The following is a 14762-nucleotide window of genomic DNA, read 5'->3' as shown; positions in this document are numbered from 1 at the left end:
CATGTTCCTCAGGCGACCGACCAAGGAAGTGGGAACGCTGCCGCAGTGGCGGCTGATGTGGCGGCAGTTCCGCAGGCACCGGCTCGCGCTGGCCGGGATGGCCATCCTGGTGCCGGTGTATTTCGTGGCGATCTTCGCGGAGTTCTTCGCGCCGATGTCCAGCGCGACCGCGAACACGTCAATGACGTACGCGCCGCCGCAGGTGCTGCGCTTCTCGGGCGACCTCGGCCTGTACGTGAACGGCTACCGCACCGAGCGCGACCCGAAGACGTACGAGCAGCGCTACACCGAGGACCCCGGCCGGCGGATCGACGTCGGGCTGTTCGTACACGGCGACGAGTACGAGCTGCTGGGCCTGATCCCGTCCGACGTCCACCTGATCGGCCCGGTCACCAAGGGCGATCCCGTCTTCCTGCTGGGCTCCGACCAGAACGGGCGCGACCTGCTGTCCAGGCTCATCCACGGGGCCCGGGTGTCGCTGTCGATCGGCCTGGTGGGGGTCGCGGCCAGCTTCTTACTCGGCATGCTCATAGGCGGCATATCCGGATATTTCGGGGGCGGCGTGGACAACGCCGTGCAGCGGGTCATCGAGTTCCTGATCGCGATCCCGACGCTGCCGCTCTGGATGGCGCTCTCGGCCGCGCTCCCCACCGACTGGGGGCCGCTGACCAGGTATTTCGCCATCACGGTGATCCTGTCGCTGATCGGGTGGACGGGCCTGGCGAGGGACGTGCGCGGGCGCTTCCTGTCGCTGCGCGAGGAGGACTTCGTCATGGCCGCCCGGCTGGACGGCGTGGGCCGGCTGTCGATCATCTTCCGGCACATGATCCCCTCGTTCGCCAGCCACATCATCGCGTCGCTGTCGCTGGCCATCCCGAGCATGATCCTCGGCGAGACGAGCCTGAGCTTCCTCGGGCTCGGCCTGCAGGCGCCGGCGGTGAGCTGGGGCGTGCTGCTGGAGGGCGCCCAGAACGTCCGCGTGGTCGCGAACGCGCCCTGGCTGCTGGCGCCGGGCGTCGCGGTGGTGGTGGTCGTGGTGGCCATGAACTTCTTCGGTGACGGTCTGCGCGATGCCGCCGACCCTTACGGGAACAGGAGGGTGCGGCGTGGGCGCAGACGACGTGCTGCTTGAGATCGAGGACCTGCGTACCCACTTCCTGCTCGACGACGGCGTGGTGTGCGCGGTGGACGGCGTGGACCTGCGGGTGCGCAAGGGCGAGACGCTGGCCATCGTCGGCGAGTCCGGCTGCGGGAAGAGCGTCATGGCCCGCTCGATCCTGCGCCTGGTGGACCCGCCGGGCCACATCGAGGGCGGCCGGATCACGCTCCACCGCGAGGGCGGCCCCGTCGAGCTGGTCGGCGCGCACCGCAGGCTGCTGCGGCAGATCAGGTGGCGGGACATCGCGATGGTGTTCCAGGAGCCGATGGCCTCGCTGAGCCTGGTGCACACGATCGGCAGCCAGATCGTCGAGGCGGTCCGGCTGCACGAGAACGTCGGCAAGGCCGCCGCCCGGCGGCGCGCGATCGAGATGCTCGACCGGGTCGGCATCCCCATGCCGCAGCGCCGGGTGGACGCGTACCCGTTCGAGCTGAGCGGCGGGATGCGGCAGCGCGCGATGATCGCGATGGCGCTGTCGTGCCGGCCGAGCCTGCTCATCGCCGACGAGCCGACGACGGCGCTGGACGTGACCACCCAGGCGCAGATCCTGGAGCTGCTGCGGGACCTGCAGGCGGACTTCGGCATGGCGATCATGCTGATCACGCACGACCTGGGGGTGGCCGCGCAGGTGGCCGACAGCATGGCGGTCATGTACCTGGGCCGGGTCGTGGAGTACGGGGCGGCCGAGCAGGTGCTGGCCGCGCCCCGGCATCCGTACACGCGGGCGCTGCTGCGCTCGATGCCCCGGCTCGGGCGGGCCTCGCGGACGCGGCTGACGGCGATCAAGGGCATGGTGCCCCCGCCGTACGCGCGCCCGGACGGCTGCCCGTTCCACCCGCGCTGCGACTCCGTCGTGGCCGGGAAGTGCGACGTCGTGCTGCCGCGCCGCATCCCCATGGCCGACCGCGAGGTCTCCTGCCTGCTCTACGAGGAGGAAGCGTGAGCACGGAACCCCTGCTCAGCATCGAGGGGCTGACCAAGCACTTCCCGATCCGCAGCGGGCTGCTGGGCCGCCAGGTGGGCGCGGTGAAGGCGGTGGACGAGGTCGACCTGGCCATCGAGCCGGGCAGCACGCTCGGCCTGGTCGGCGAGTCCGGCTGCGGCAAGACCACGCTCGGCCGGTGCATCGTGCGGGCGCACGACCCGACCGGCGGGCGCATGCTCTACCGGCGGCCGGACGGCTCGGTCATCGACGTGGCGGGGCTGAAGGAGAAGGAACTCAAGCCGTACCGGGCGCAGGTTCGGATGATCTTCCAGGACCCGCACTCCTCGCTCAACCCGCGCAAGACCCTGCGCCAGATCATCGGCGAGCCGATGCGGGCCCACGGGTACGGCTCCAAGGACGAGATCGACGAGCGCGTCGGCGAGCTGCTCGACCGGGTGGGCCTGCGCCCCGAGTACGCCAACCGCTACCCGCACGCCTTCAGCGGCGGCGAGCGGCAGCGGGTCGGGATCGCGCGGGCGCTGGCCCTGTCGCCCCGGCTGGTGGTGGCCGACGAGGCCGTGAGCGCGCTGGACGTGTCGGTCCGCGCCCAGATCCTGAACCTGCTGACGGACCTGCGGGAGGAATCGGGCCTGGCCTACCTGTTCGTCAGCCACGACCTGGGCATCGTCGAGCACGTCTCGGACGTGGTCGCGGTCATGTATCTCGGCAAGGTCGTCGAGCAGGGCCCCACCGAGGAGCTGTACGCGCGGCCGCTGCACCCGTACACCGAGGCGCTGCTGTCGGCGGTGCCCGACCCGGACCCGGCGGCCAAGCGGCACCGGGAGCGGATCAAGCTGCTGGGCGACATCGCCGACCCGGCGCACGTGCCGCCGGGCTGCCCGTTCCACCCGCGCTGCGTGTACGCCAGGGACACCTGCCGTACGGAGCCGCCGCCGCTGCGCGAGGTCGGGGGCCGCCGGGTGGCCTGCCACCTGGCCGAGGAGCTGGAGCTGCGCGGCGTGCCGGACCCGGACGTACGGGAGGTGAAGGCATGAGCGAGCGAAGCGAGCGACCAATCAAACACGGCGATCCACGTTTCGACGGCATCATCAGGCCATCGGTTCCGGGCGTGCGCGAGGCGCTGCTGCCCGCGCCGCACGGCCCGGACAACCACGCGGCCAACCTGCTGCGCACCCAGGGCGGCGACCTGCTGTGCGCCTGGTTCAGCGGCCCCGAGGAGGGCCATCCCGGCACGGACGTCGTGCTGTCGCGGCTGGCCGGCGACCGCTGGGAGCCGCCCCAGGTGATCGCCGCCGACCCGGAGCGCAGCGAGCAGAACCCGGTGCTGTTCGAGGCGGACGGGCTGCTCTGGCTGCTGCACACCTCCAGCGAGCCGTACGACCAGAAGAGCGCGCACGTCGTGGCCAGGACCTCGGCGGACGCCGGACGTACGTGGAGCGAGCCCTGGGTGCTGCTCGCCGAGCCCGGGATCTTCGTGCGGCACCCGCCGCTGATCCTGGACGACGGCACCTGGGTGCTGCCCGCCTACCACTGCGGGGCCTCCGGCGACCGCAGCGTCGTCGAGATCAGCGCGGACGGCGGGCGCACGTGGGCCGAGCACCCCGTCCCCGGCAGCCGCGACCTGGTGCAGATGACGATCGCGCGGCGGCCGGACGGCCGGCTGCTCGCGCTGTTCAGAGACCGGAGGGCGGGCCGCGTCCACGCCTCGGCCTCCGCCGACGGCCGCACGTGGTCGGCTCCCGAACGGACCGACCTGCCCAACAACGACTCCTCCGTCCAGCTCACGAGGGTGGATGGCCGGCTCGCGCTCGTCTACAACGACGCGAGCCTGGAGCGCGACCAGTTCAGATGGGTGACCAAGAACGGCGAGCGGCGCAGGAAGGCACTGCGCACCCCTCTGGTGCTCGCGGTGTCGGAGGACGGCGGCGCCCGGTGGCCGCACCGGCGGGTGCTGCAGGACGCCGACGCCGAGTACTGGCAGAACGAGCTCGGCTACTCCTACCCGAGCGTCATCGACGGCGGCGGCGGACGCCTTCACGTCGCCTACTCCTACCTGCGGAAGACCATCAAATATCTGGAGATCGACCAGCCATGAGATTCAGGCAGAGCATCTTGTACGGCGCGCTGGCGGCGGCCGTGGCCGTCCCGTCGTACTTCATCGACGACGGCGGCGGCGGCGTGGTGCGGGTGGAGCCGACCGGCTCGTACGCCTGCCGCCAGGACGTGGCCGCCCCGGACCCGAACGTGCCCAAGGTGCACGCGGCCGCGATCGCGCAGGCGCCGACCGGCGACATCCTGACCGTCTACTACGGCGGCACCTCGGAGGGCGCGCCCAACCAGGCGCTCTACCTGTCGCGCCTGGCGGTGGGCAAGAAGACGTGGTCCAAGCCCGAGGTGGTGTTCGACGAGCCGGGCAAGGCCGACGGCAACCCGGTGCTGTGGTCGGACGGCAAGCGCCTCTACCTGTTCTTCGTGACGATCGAGGGGCACGGCTGGGAACAGGCGCCCATCCGGTTGATCACCTCGGACGACGGCGGCCACACCTGGAGCGAGCCGGCCTCCATCCGCAAGGAGTGGGGGTGGATGGTCGGCACCAACCCGATCCGCATGTCCAACGGCGAGGTGCTGCTGCCGATCTACGACGAGGCGGAGTCCAGCTCCGGCTTCTACGTCTTCAGCCAGGACATGAGCTCGTGGAAGGCGTACCCGGAGGAGCACACGAGCTGGATCAGGACGGCGAGGAGCTCGATCCAGCCGACGGTCGTCGAGGTCGAGCCGGGCAAGCTGGTCGCCTACATGCGCACCGGCGACGGCGCGATCTACAAGAGCGTGTCCACGGACTTCGCCCGCACCTGGAGCGCGCCCGTGGCCGAGCCCATCGGCAACCCGAACTCGCGCATCGCCGCGCTCAAGCTGGACAACGGCAAGCTGGTGCTGGCCTACAACCCCTGGGTCGAGCACCGCTCCCCCATGCGGGTGTCGCTGTCTCCCGACAAGGGCCGCACCTGGGAGAACTCCGTCGACGTGGAGGCGCAGTCGGGGCCGCAGTTCACCTACCCGGTGATGACGCAGAGCGCCGACGGCTTCATCCATCTGGTCTATTCCTACAACCGCAACAACATCCGGCACGTCGTCTTCAACGAGTCCTACCTCCGTGACGCCGTGGGCCTGCTGTCGAACTGGCCCGAGCACACGATCACCGAATTCAAGAACGGCGTCCGGCGGAACGTCGTGCGCCAGTGCAGCTACACGCCTTCCAAGGGGGAGACCGAATGAAGCACAAGACCCGCGGGCTAGCGCTGCTCGCGCTCGCTCTGACCGTCGTCGCCGCTCCCGCCAACGCTTCCGCCGCGGCCTGCAAGGACGTGCCGAACAAGTACAACCAGCCGTTCAGCGTCTGCGACGACGAGCTGTTCATCTTCGCCGCCAACTACAAGCCGTTCGAGTCGAGCGTCGACGGGAACAGGCAGGGCACCAGGGTCTTCGACGAGATCATCGGCAACAAGCTGCGGGCGGCGTTCCCCGGAGTCAAGATCAAGTACGCGACGTGGGACCTCCCCGTGCGTTACGAGAACCTCAAGAGCGCCGGGGTCACCCCCGACATCATCATCGAGGACCCCAAGTCCCGCATCGACCGCGACCTGGAGCCGATGGGCTGGGTCGGCGACCTCACCGCCGACCTGCAGAAGGCCGGCATCGACCTGGGCAAGCTCAACAAGGCCAGCGTGGAGCTGGTCAAGTCGCGCTCCGACGGCGGGGTCTACGGCGTGCCGCTGTTCATCGACGAGCACGTGCTGCTCTACAACAAGAAGATCTTCGACAAGTTCGGGGTGAAGTACCCCAAGCTCGGCATGACGTACGACGACGCCTACAAGCTGGCCAAGAAGCTGACCAGGGACGACGGCCTGGACCACTACAAGGGCTACATGCAGCACCCCGACCAGTACCTGGAGTTCAACCAGCTCGGCCTCTACCCGTTCCAGCCCACCTCGAGCGAGGAGCCGAAGCCCGAAGAGGTCAAGGTCAGCATCAGCGGTGACGGCTGGAAGCAGTACGTGGAGAACCTGTACCGCTTCCTGGAGATCCCGCGCAACGACTTCACCACCGTCACCGACTTCTTCAAGGGCGACATGAGCCGGCCGGGGCACCTGGCCATGGCGGTCGAGACGCTGTCGCGGCTGAACATGTACGCCGGCAACGAGCTGTTCATCGAGGACGGGGACGAGGAGGCGTTCAAGGAGCAGGCCAAGAGCGTCGACATCGGGGTCACCTCCATCCCGGTGCTCACGCGCGACTCCAAGGCGATCTACCAGCCGAACACCCGGGCCGCGTTCATCCCGCCGACCTCGGCGAAGAAGGAGCAGGCGCTGCAGGTCGTCAAGTGGCTGGTCTCGGAGGAGGCCCAGACCGAGCTGTCCAAGCAGGGCATCAAGGCCGTCCTGCAGACCGACAATGTCGTGTCGAACTTCGGCAAGAGCGTCCCCGAACTGGCCGGCATCGACACCTCGGCCGTCTACTGGGGCGAGAACGCCGCAGTGTCGAACTACCAGAACACCGAGTTCTGGGACCTGCCGCTGTACTCGGTCTTCCGCCAGCACGTGCTGCGTGACGGCATGACGGCCGAGCAGTCGCTGACCGTCTCCGAGCAGCAGGACATCCCCGCCTACATCAAGGCGCAGGCCGCCGCCGGGAAGGACTGGTGACCTCTCCCGCGACCGTGGAGCGCTGGGACGTCCACGAGATCGAGCTGGCCGGACCGGCAGGCGGCAACCCCTTCGCGGAGGTTCGCCTGTCGGCCCGGTACCGCTACCGCAACCGCGTCGTCGAGGCCGAGGGCTTCTACGACGGCGACGGTGTCTACCGCGTCCGGTTCATGCCGGACGCGGTGGGTCCGTGGCGGTTCACGACCGTCAGCAACATGAGCGAGCTGGACGGGCACGAGGGCGGCTTCGAGGTGACGCCCGCCTCCGACGGCAACCACGGGCCCGTGCGGGCCGTGGGGACGGGCTTCGCGTACGCCGACGGGACGCCGTACCTGCCGTTCGGGACGACCTGCTACCACTGGACGCACGACCTGGACGAGGAGCGCGAGCGCGAGACGCTGCGGACGCTGGCGGCCTCGCCGTTCAACAAGCTGCGCATGTGCGTGCTGCCGACGGGACAGATGGCGCCCCCGGAGGTGCCGTTCGCCGGGCGGGACCCCGACGGGCTGGACAAGACCCGGTTCAATCCGGCCTTCTTCCGCCACCTGGAGGCCAGGATCCGCGACCTGCGCGACCTCGGGGTCGAGGCCGACGTGATCCTCTTCCATCCGTACGACGGCGGCCTGCGCGGCGTCGAGGACATGGGCCGGGAGACCGACCACGCCTACCTGCGCCACGTCATCGCCCGCCTGGCCGCCTACCGCAACGTGTGGTGGTCGGCCGCCAACGAGTACGACTTCAACCGGGCCAAGACCGTGCGCGACTGGGACGACATCCTGCGCACGATCCAGCGGCTGGACCCGTACGAGCACCTGCGTTCCATCCACAACGGGACCCGGATGTACGAGGTGGCGTCCCTGTACGACAACACCAAGCCGTGGATCACCCACCAGAGCATCCAGCACTGGGACGCCACGCTGACGGACGAGTGGCTGCGCGCCTGCCCCAAGCCCGTGGTGATCGACGAGATCTCCTACGAGGGGAACATCGGCAAGCGCTGGGGCAACGTCACCGGCGCCGAGCTGGTGGACCGGTTCTGGGAGGGCATGACCCGCGGCGGCTACGTGGGGCACGGCGAGAGCCTGGCCGGCTTCCAGGAACGGGCGTGGATCGGCAACGGCGGCGGACTGTACGGCGAGAGCCCGGCCAGGATCGCGTTCCTGCGCGAGGTCATGGAGGCCCGCCGCGACGGCGTGCACCTGCGCTACCTCGGGCGGCGCCAGCCCTCGGAGGTCACGGTCGAGCTGCCCGGCGGGGAGTACGAGGTGGAGCTGATCGACGCCTGGAACATGACGATCACCCCGGTGGACGGGGTGCACCGGGACCAGGTGCGCGTCGGGCTGCCACGCCGGCCGTACCTGGCCCTGCGGATGACACTGCGAATGACGAGGGTGTGATCATGGTTTCGATGGCGACCACCGCGCTCGGCTGGCACCTGCACGGTGACAAGCGTCGGGCGCGGACGCTGGCCGCGCTGGAGTCGTCGCCGTTCGACCGGGTGCGGATGGCGGCGTTCGCGACGCGGTGCTCGCTGGACTCGCTGGAGGAGCGGGTGGCGGAGCTGGCCGCGATCGGCGTGACGGCCGAGCTGGTCCTGCTGCACCCCTCCGACGGCATCGGGGACGTGGACGCGGCGGCCCGCCTGGTGGCGGAGGTGGTGCCGAGGCTGGCCGGGCACGCGAACGTGTGGTGGTCGCTGGCGGACGACCCCACCCTTTTCCCCGAAATTTCCGAACATGACTGGGTACGTCTCGCGGACCTGGTCGCCGAGGAGGACCCCCTGCACCACCCGCTGTCGATCACCGTCGAGGCGGGGTCGCCGCTGCTGTGGCGGCGCGCGTTCACGCACGGGAGCGTGGCCGCGCGCAGCCCGCGCGACGCCTGGGTGCAGACGCGCGACCACCACAAGCCGGTGCTCATGGACAGGTGCGGGTACGAGGGGGACTCGGACGATCCATGGCGCAGCCTGACCCCCGAGGAGGTCGTCGCCCAGGCGTGGGACGGGTCGGTGCGGCGCCGGTACGTCACGCACGGGGAGTCGTACCTCGACGACGAGGGCCTGACCTGGTCGGAGGCCGGCGGCACGCTGGTGGGCGCGGCGGTGGCGCGGCTGGGGCTGTTGCGGGAGGTGATCGCCGAGACGCCCGCGCAGGCGCGTTACCGGGATCGGGACGCGCCGATGCTGGAGGTGCCCGGGGAGTTCTACCTGGAGTACTGCGGGGAGCACCGGTTCCCGGAGCGGGAGTACGAGGTGCCGGCCGGACGGTACGAGGTCGAGGTGATCGACACGTGGGCGATGACGGTCGGCTCGCTGGGGATCCAGGAGGGCGGGACGCTGAGGGTCCCGCTGCCGGGCACCGGGGCGCAGGCCGTCCGCCTCAGGCGGCGCCCATGACGGCGTCCGCACCCGGCGTCGTCGCCGCCATCACCGAGCCCGGCGGGAAGGTCGTGGAGGTGATGCCCGGCGAGGACGGCCCCGAGGTGTGGCTGCGCCACCGCGACGCGGACGGCCCTGAGGCGCGGCTTCGCCACCGCGACGCGGCGCGGCTTCGCCACCGCGACGCGGACGGCCCGCACCTGCGGGCGCCGCTGCGCGGCCTGCTCACCGTCTCCACCGGCCGCCCCTGGCGGATCGAGCACCCGGGCTCCGTCCACCTCGCGCCCCAGGGCGAGGCCCTTGTGGTGACGGCGCGGACGGGGCCGCTCGGGGCCCGGCTGGAGCTGGCCTTCACCCCCGACGGCCTGCTCACCCTCACCGCCACCTGGCGCAACGACTCCGAGCACGAGGTGACCGACGTGGCGGCGGGCCTCCTGCTCCCCCTCCCCACCACCGACGCGAACGTCACCATGCCCGGCGTCCTCTACAACGGCAACCCCTCCTCCGACCCCCACCGCAGGGTCCCCCGCGTCGAGCCGGGCGGCGGGTTCGTGTGCGAGCAGGACCGCCTGCCCGTCCCCGCCGTCAACGCCGCCTGGTCCGGCCGGTACGTCAGCCTCTTCGCCCATCCCGCGCCCCGCCGCGACGAGGACGGCAAGGTCACCTATGACTCCCTGGGCGTCATCAGGCAACCGGGGCTGACGGTGGCGGCCATGACCGGCGTGATCATGTTCGACGGCCGGCCCGACGTCTGCTACGTCAGCAAGGCGGAGGTCGCGGACGACCCGATCGGTTACCGGACCCTGGCCCCGGGCGAGACGATCACCACCAGGCACACCCTCGACTGGGGCCCGGTCGAGCCGCGCGGCCACGGCTTCAGGAAACTGGTCACAACGCGGCTCTACCAGGAGGACGACGGCGGCATCCGCCCGCTCGGCCGGGAGGACGACGGCGTCCGCCCGCTCGGCCGGGAGGACATCGTCCGGCTCAAGGCCAACGCCATGGACGCGCGCTGGACCGGCGACGGCTACCTCGCCTACGAGGGCACCCGCCACGGCCGGCCCCGGTCGTACCTGTACGGCTGGACCGGCCAGTGCCTCAAGCTCGCGCTGTGCGACGCCCTGCTCGGCCGCCCCGAGCGGACCCGCCGGGCGGCGGACTTCTACGTCGAGGGCAGCCGGACGCCGACCCCGGGACTGCGGCACGGCCGGTACCTGCTCGACGACGGCCGGTGGGAGACGTTCCGCAAGGACGGCGCGGACTTCGTCTCCAGCCGTGCCCACGGCGAGACGATCGCCGACCTGGCCGGGATCGCGCTGCGCTTCAGGGAGGCGGGGCTGCCGGTCCCGCCCGCGTGGGAGGAGGCCGTGGAGGAGGCCGCCGCCTTCTTCTGGCGGACCAGGCTCCAGGAGGGCATCGTCCCGATCGGCTGGACGCCGGACGGGCGGCCGTTCTCGGCCATGGTCAGCGCGGCCGGCATCGCCTGCGTCCAGGCCATGCTGGGCGCGTACCGGCTGAGCGGCGAGCGGGGGTGGCTGCGGCGGGCCGAGGAGGTGCTGGGCCGCTACCACCGGCTGCACGCGGCCACGTTCGAGCGGCCGTTCGCGCACGCCACGCTGGACGCCTCCGGCGAGGACAAGGAGGCCGGGATGTACTACTTCCTGGCCGCCTTCGAGCTCTACCGGCTCACCGGCCGGGACCTGTATGCGCGGTGGGCGGAGGTGGCGGCGGACTGGCTGCTGACGTTCGTCTACGTGTGGTCGCCGGAGTTCGACGCGGGCAGCACATTCGAGCGGCGCGGGTTCAGGGCGCGCGGCTGGCCGTCGGTCAGCGTGCAGAACCACCACCTCGACGTGTTCTTCCCGACCTCCGAGCTGATGGAGTTCGGCCTGATGACCGGCAGGCCCCGGTACGCGGCCAGGGCCGAGACGATCCTGCGCGCCATGGGCCAGGGCATCTGCCGCGAGCCCGGCGACTGGGGCTTCGAGACGCCCGGCGAGCAGGGCGAGGGCTTCTTCCAGACGAACTGGCAGCGCAAGGGCGAGGCGAACACGTGGAACCCGTCCTGGGTCATATCGCTGCCCCTCTATCACGCGCTGCGCATGAGGAAGGCGACATGAACGAGGAAGAGGCGTGGCGGTACGCCGACGAGCTGCGCGAGCGGGTGCGACCGCCGGAGTTCCCCGACCGGTGGTTCGACCTCACGGAGTTCGGCGGCTCGGGGAGCACGTGGACGGGGGCGTTCCACGCCGCGATCGAGGCGTGCCACCGGGCGGGCGGCGGCCACGTGCGGGTGCCGCCGGGCACCTACCCCACCGGCGCGATCCACCTGCTCAGCAACGTGGACCTGCACGTGGAGGCGGGCGCGACGATCCTGTTCAGCACCGACCCCGCCGACTACCTCCCCGCCGTCTACACCCGGTTCTCGGCCATCGAGTGCTACAACTACTCCCCCTTCATCTACGCCTACGGCCAGGAGAACATCGCGATCACCGGCTCCGGCACGCTCGACGGCGGGGCCGGGCCCGAGCACTGGTGGCCGTGGGTGGGCACGCCGGAGTTCGGCTGGCGGCCGGGCACGCCGCACGAGGCCGACGACTGGGCCGCGCTGCAGCGGATGGCCGCGCAGAACGTGCCCGTCGAGGAGCGCGTGTTCGGCGCGGGCCACTACCTGCGGCCCAACCTGATCCAGCCGTACCTGTGCCGCAATGTGCTGGTCGAGGGCGTGCGCGTCGTGCGCTCCCCCATGTGGGAGATCCACCCCGTACGGTGCGAGAACGTCCTGGTCAGGAACGTGGCGATCCACTCGCGCGGCCCCAACAACGACGGCTGCGACCCCGAGTCGTGCCGTTCGGTGGTGATCTCGGGGTGCGTGTTCGACGTGGGCGACGACTGCATCGCGATCAAGGCGGGTCGCGGCCCGGACGGGCGGCGGGTCGGGGTGCCGTGCGAGGACGTGCTGATCGAGGACTGCGACATGCGTTACCGGTACGGCTCGGTCGCGATCGGCACGGACACGACCGGCGGGATCCGCAACGTGTTCGTCCGCCGCTGCCGCTGGGGCGGGCCCGGCCTGTACTTCGGGCTCTACATCAAGACGAACTCGGTGCGGGGCGGCTTCGTGGAGAACGTCTTCGTCAAGGACATCGAGATCAGCGGGCTGACCAAGGAGGCGGTCTCGATCGATCTCTACCACGGCGACGGCCACACCGGCGACGAGGCGCCGCTCATCCGCAACATCAACGTCGCGGGGCTGCGCAGCGACCGGACGCGCAGCGCGTACCTGCTGCGGGGCTATCCCGAGCAGCCGCTGCGGGAGATCACGATCAGGGACAGCTCGTTCACCGGGGTGCTGCGGGCCGACGTGGCACAGGACGTCGAGGGCCTGTCGGTCACCGGCGTCACCGTGGCCGCGTCCCAGGAATAGCAGAGGGTACGGCCGGGCGCGCGCGGCGACGGCCGTGGTCAAGCCGCGCGCGCCCGGAGCTCGGAGGTCAGCCGTGCATCGGCGCCCAGACCGTCATCGGGCCCGCCCCCCGGTTGGCCCACGCGTAGTACGGCACGAACGTGAGGTCGACCGGGCCCGCGTGCTCCGGTTCGCGGGGGGCGGCGGCGGTGCGGTAGGGGAAGCCGCCGTCCTCCTCCCGGTGCGTGTGGGCCCGGCCGCGCGCGATGACCGGCACCACCTCGTCGGGCAGGCCGGTGACGGCGGTCCCGTCGCGGAGGTCCGCGCCCGCCACGCACAGGTCGTCCACGATGACGCCGGGGTGGTCGGCCTGCTCCAGGCAGTAGACCAGCGGGCCGCGTTCGACGGCCACCTGGCCGCGGGCCACGTCCAGCCGGGGCACGGCCACCGTCAGCCTGGGCCGGATCCCGAGGTCGAGCACGATCCGGTCGCCGGGCCGCCAGGTCCTGCGGACGCGGTGGTAGGTGCCGGGCTCGGCCGGCCGGTCGTCCACGCCGGCGGCGTCGGCCCAGGCGGGGATGCGGGCCGAGAGCGTCCACGGCCGGTCGGGGGTCTCCCTGACGGTGATCTCGATCCGGCCGCTCCACGGGTAGCCGGTCGTCACCTCCAGCACCACGGAGCCCGCACGCACGGTGCCGGGCGCGTACAGGTGGAGCTGGACGCCGTCGCCGTCCCGGGTGGCGAGGTAGTGGTCGAGGGAGGAGAGCAGGCGCATCACGTTGGGCGGGCAGCAGGCGGTGCCGTACCAGTCCTGGCGGCCGCGCGCCGGCGAGCGCAGGTCGTCGGGGTCCGCGCCGGCGCGCACGCGCAGCGCGTTGACGTAGAAGAAGCGGTCGCCGCCGAGCGAGACGCCGGGCAGGACGGCGTTGTAGAGCGTGCGCTCGATCAGGTCCGCGAACCCGGGCGCGCCGGTCGCCAGCAGCATCCGCCACGACCACTGGACGCTGCCGATGGCCGCGCAGGTCTCGCAGTAGGCGGTGTCCGGGGCCAGCTCGTGGTGGCCGCCGAACGCCTCGCCGTACCAGTTCGAGCCGAGGCCGCCGGTCAGGTACGTCTTGGTCGCCACCATGTCGTGCCACTGCCGTTCCAGGGCGGCGAGCAGTTCGAGGTCGGAGGTCTCCACGGCGACGTCGGCCGCCCCGGCGGCCAGGTACATCGCGCGTACGGCGTGCCCCTCGACCGTGCCGGCCGCGCGCACCGGCACCCGGTCCTGCCGGTAGCCGGGCCCGTGGTGGCCCTTGAGCGGGATGAGCGCGTGGCCGCGGGTGCCGACCTGGCGCGCGGCGAGGTCCAGGTACGCGCGCGTGCCGGTCTCGCGGTGCAGCTCGGCCAGGCCCATCTCGACCTCGGGGTGGCCGTCGAGCGCGTCCGGGGCCAGCGCAGCCGCCAGGTGGTCGGCGAGCCTGGTGGCGACCCCCAGCAGCGTACGGTCGCCGACCGCCCGGCTGCCCGCCACCGCCGCCTGCATGAGGTGGCCGGCGCAGTAGAGCTCATGGCTGGAGGCCAGGTCGGAGTAGCGCTGGGTGCCGGTGAGCTGGGTGTGGGTGTGCAGGTAGCCGTCGTCGCACTGGGCGGCCGCGACCAGCTCGGACGCCTCCTTGTACGGCCGCGCGAGGTCGTCGTCGTCCGCCCGGCCGCGCTCCCAGGCGAGCGCCTCCAGCCACTTGTAGACGTCGGAGTCGGCGAACACCTTGCCACGATGCGGGCCCGCCAGCCTGAGGTTGTCGAACGCGCCGGACTCGCGCACCCGCTCGCCGCCCAGCGGGATCGTGACCTCGCGGTTGACCCGCTGCCGCGCCCCCCAGAACCCGCCCTCGACCCGCGCGCCCGCCGGGGGGCGCAGGGTCACCGCCGCGTCGGGGCCGGGCCGTACGACCGAAGACATCCGATCATCGCTCATACTGCTCATCCTGCCTTAGGCTCAAATATCCAACAAGGGTCGAATATTTATGCCCAGACCTTTGTGCGTCCGGGACCCGCCGACCGGGGTTGCCGTCCTTCGGGGAGAGGAGACAAAAGGACACCCACCGGCCACCCGCCGGAATCGGGGCGGCGGCGCCCGCCACCGACCGCCCGTCGTGCGTCGCCGCTTGGAGCGGGGTGCGGCACCG

General features: G+C 71.4%; 11 protein-coding genes. 10 read left to right on the top strand and 1 reads right to left on the bottom strand.

The window, feature by feature from the left end:
* The first annotated feature begins 1 nt into the window (after position 1).
* From H4W80_RS49760 to H4W80_RS49715, 10 genes are read left to right on the top strand one after another with little or no spacing between them, the layout of a single operon-like run.
* On the top strand, positions 2–1132 hold the full coding sequence (locus tag H4W80_RS49760; protein ID WP_192791462.1) for an ABC transporter permease: 1131 nt from the start codon (positions 2–4) through the stop codon (positions 1130–1132).
* Entirely contained in the window at positions 1107–2102 is a 996-nt protein-coding gene (locus tag H4W80_RS49755; protein WP_318787424.1) for an ABC transporter ATP-binding protein, read from the top strand. Before H4W80_RS49760 ends, H4W80_RS49755 begins: the two co-directional genes overlap by 26 nt.
* Positions 2099–3139, top strand: coding sequence for an ABC transporter ATP-binding protein (locus H4W80_RS49750; protein ID WP_318787423.1), 1041 nt, complete (start codon positions 2099–2101; stop codon positions 3137–3139). Before H4W80_RS49755 ends, H4W80_RS49750 begins: the two co-directional genes overlap by 4 nt.
* The gene (locus H4W80_RS49745) at positions 3136–4200 is read left to right on the top strand and encodes a sialidase family protein (protein WP_192791460.1); all 1065 of its coding nucleotides are present in this window, start codon (positions 3136–3138) and stop codon (positions 4198–4200) included. The genes H4W80_RS49750 and H4W80_RS49745 overlap by 4 nt, the downstream gene beginning before the upstream one ends.
* Positions 4197–5381, top strand: coding sequence for a sialidase family protein (locus H4W80_RS49740; RefSeq protein ID WP_192791459.1), 1185 nt, complete (start codon positions 4197–4199; stop codon positions 5379–5381). Before H4W80_RS49745 ends, H4W80_RS49740 begins: the two co-directional genes overlap by 4 nt.
* Complete coding sequence (locus H4W80_RS49735) at positions 5378–6808, top strand: ABC transporter substrate-binding protein (RefSeq protein WP_192791458.1); 1431 nt, start codon at positions 5378–5380, stop codon at positions 6806–6808. Before H4W80_RS49740 ends, H4W80_RS49735 begins: the two co-directional genes overlap by 4 nt.
* Positions 6805–8205 carry a DUF5060 domain-containing protein gene (locus tag H4W80_RS49730; RefSeq protein WP_318787422.1) on the top strand — a complete coding sequence of 467 codons (1401 nt, stop codon included), beginning with the start codon at positions 6805–6807 and terminating at the stop codon, positions 8203–8205. The genes H4W80_RS49735 and H4W80_RS49730 overlap by 4 nt, the downstream gene beginning before the upstream one ends.
* An 11-nt stretch (positions 8206–8216) precedes the next feature.
* Entirely contained in the window at positions 8217–9203 is a 987-nt protein-coding gene (locus H4W80_RS49725) for a DUF5605 domain-containing protein (protein ID WP_192791457.1), read from the top strand.
* A complete protein-coding gene (locus H4W80_RS49720) occupies positions 9200–11305 on the top strand; it encodes a hypothetical protein (protein ID WP_225964100.1) in 2106 nt (701 codons plus the stop codon). The genes H4W80_RS49725 and H4W80_RS49720 overlap by 4 nt, the downstream gene beginning before the upstream one ends.
* Positions 11302–12612 (top strand): glycoside hydrolase family 28 protein, encoded by a 1311-nt coding sequence (locus tag H4W80_RS49715; RefSeq protein WP_192791456.1) that lies wholly within the window; start codon positions 11302–11304, stop codon positions 12610–12612. Before H4W80_RS49720 ends, H4W80_RS49715 begins: the two co-directional genes overlap by 4 nt.
* A gap of 67 nt (positions 12613–12679) precedes the next feature.
* On the opposite strand, the gene H4W80_RS49710 is transcribed toward H4W80_RS49715, so the two are convergent.
* Entirely contained in the window at positions 12680–14551 is a 1872-nt protein-coding gene (locus H4W80_RS49710; protein WP_225964099.1) for a glycoside hydrolase family 127 protein, read from the bottom strand.
* Positions 14552–14762: the final 211 nt, after the last annotated feature.

It is taken from the genome of Nonomuraea angiospora (assembly GCF_014873145.1).
GTDB lineage: Bacteria > Actinomycetota > Actinomycetes > Streptosporangiales > Streptosporangiaceae > Nonomuraea > Nonomuraea angiospora.
This window is presented reverse-complemented; position numbering and strand designations above follow the sequence as displayed.

What these genes read in the sequence shown, in the direction of transcription:
- H4W80_RS49710 (WP_225964099.1), bottom strand. Translation starts at nt 14,551, where the DNA reads ATGAGCGATGATCGGATGTCTTCGGTCGTACGGCCCGGCCCCGACGCG.
- H4W80_RS49715 (WP_192791456.1), top strand. Translation starts at nt 11,302, where the DNA reads ATGAACGAGGAAGAGGCGTGGCGGTACGCCGACGAGCTGCGCGAGCGG.
- H4W80_RS49760 (WP_192791462.1), top strand. Translation starts at nt 2, where the DNA reads ATGTTCCTCAGGCGACCGACCAAGGAAGTGGGAACGCTGCCGCAGTGG.
- H4W80_RS49720 (WP_225964100.1), top strand. Translation starts at nt 9,200, where the DNA reads ATGACGGCGTCCGCACCCGGCGTCGTCGCCGCCATCACCGAGCCCGGC.
- H4W80_RS49740 (WP_192791459.1), top strand. Translation starts at nt 4,197, where the DNA reads ATGAGATTCAGGCAGAGCATCTTGTACGGCGCGCTGGCGGCGGCCGTG.
- H4W80_RS49745 (WP_192791460.1), top strand. Translation starts at nt 3,136, where the DNA reads ATGAGCGAGCGAAGCGAGCGACCAATCAAACACGGCGATCCACGTTTC.
- H4W80_RS49735 (WP_192791458.1), top strand. Translation starts at nt 5,378, where the DNA reads ATGAAGCACAAGACCCGCGGGCTAGCGCTGCTCGCGCTCGCTCTGACC.
- H4W80_RS49725 (WP_192791457.1), top strand. Translation starts at nt 8,217, where the DNA reads ATGGCGACCACCGCGCTCGGCTGGCACCTGCACGGTGACAAGCGTCGG.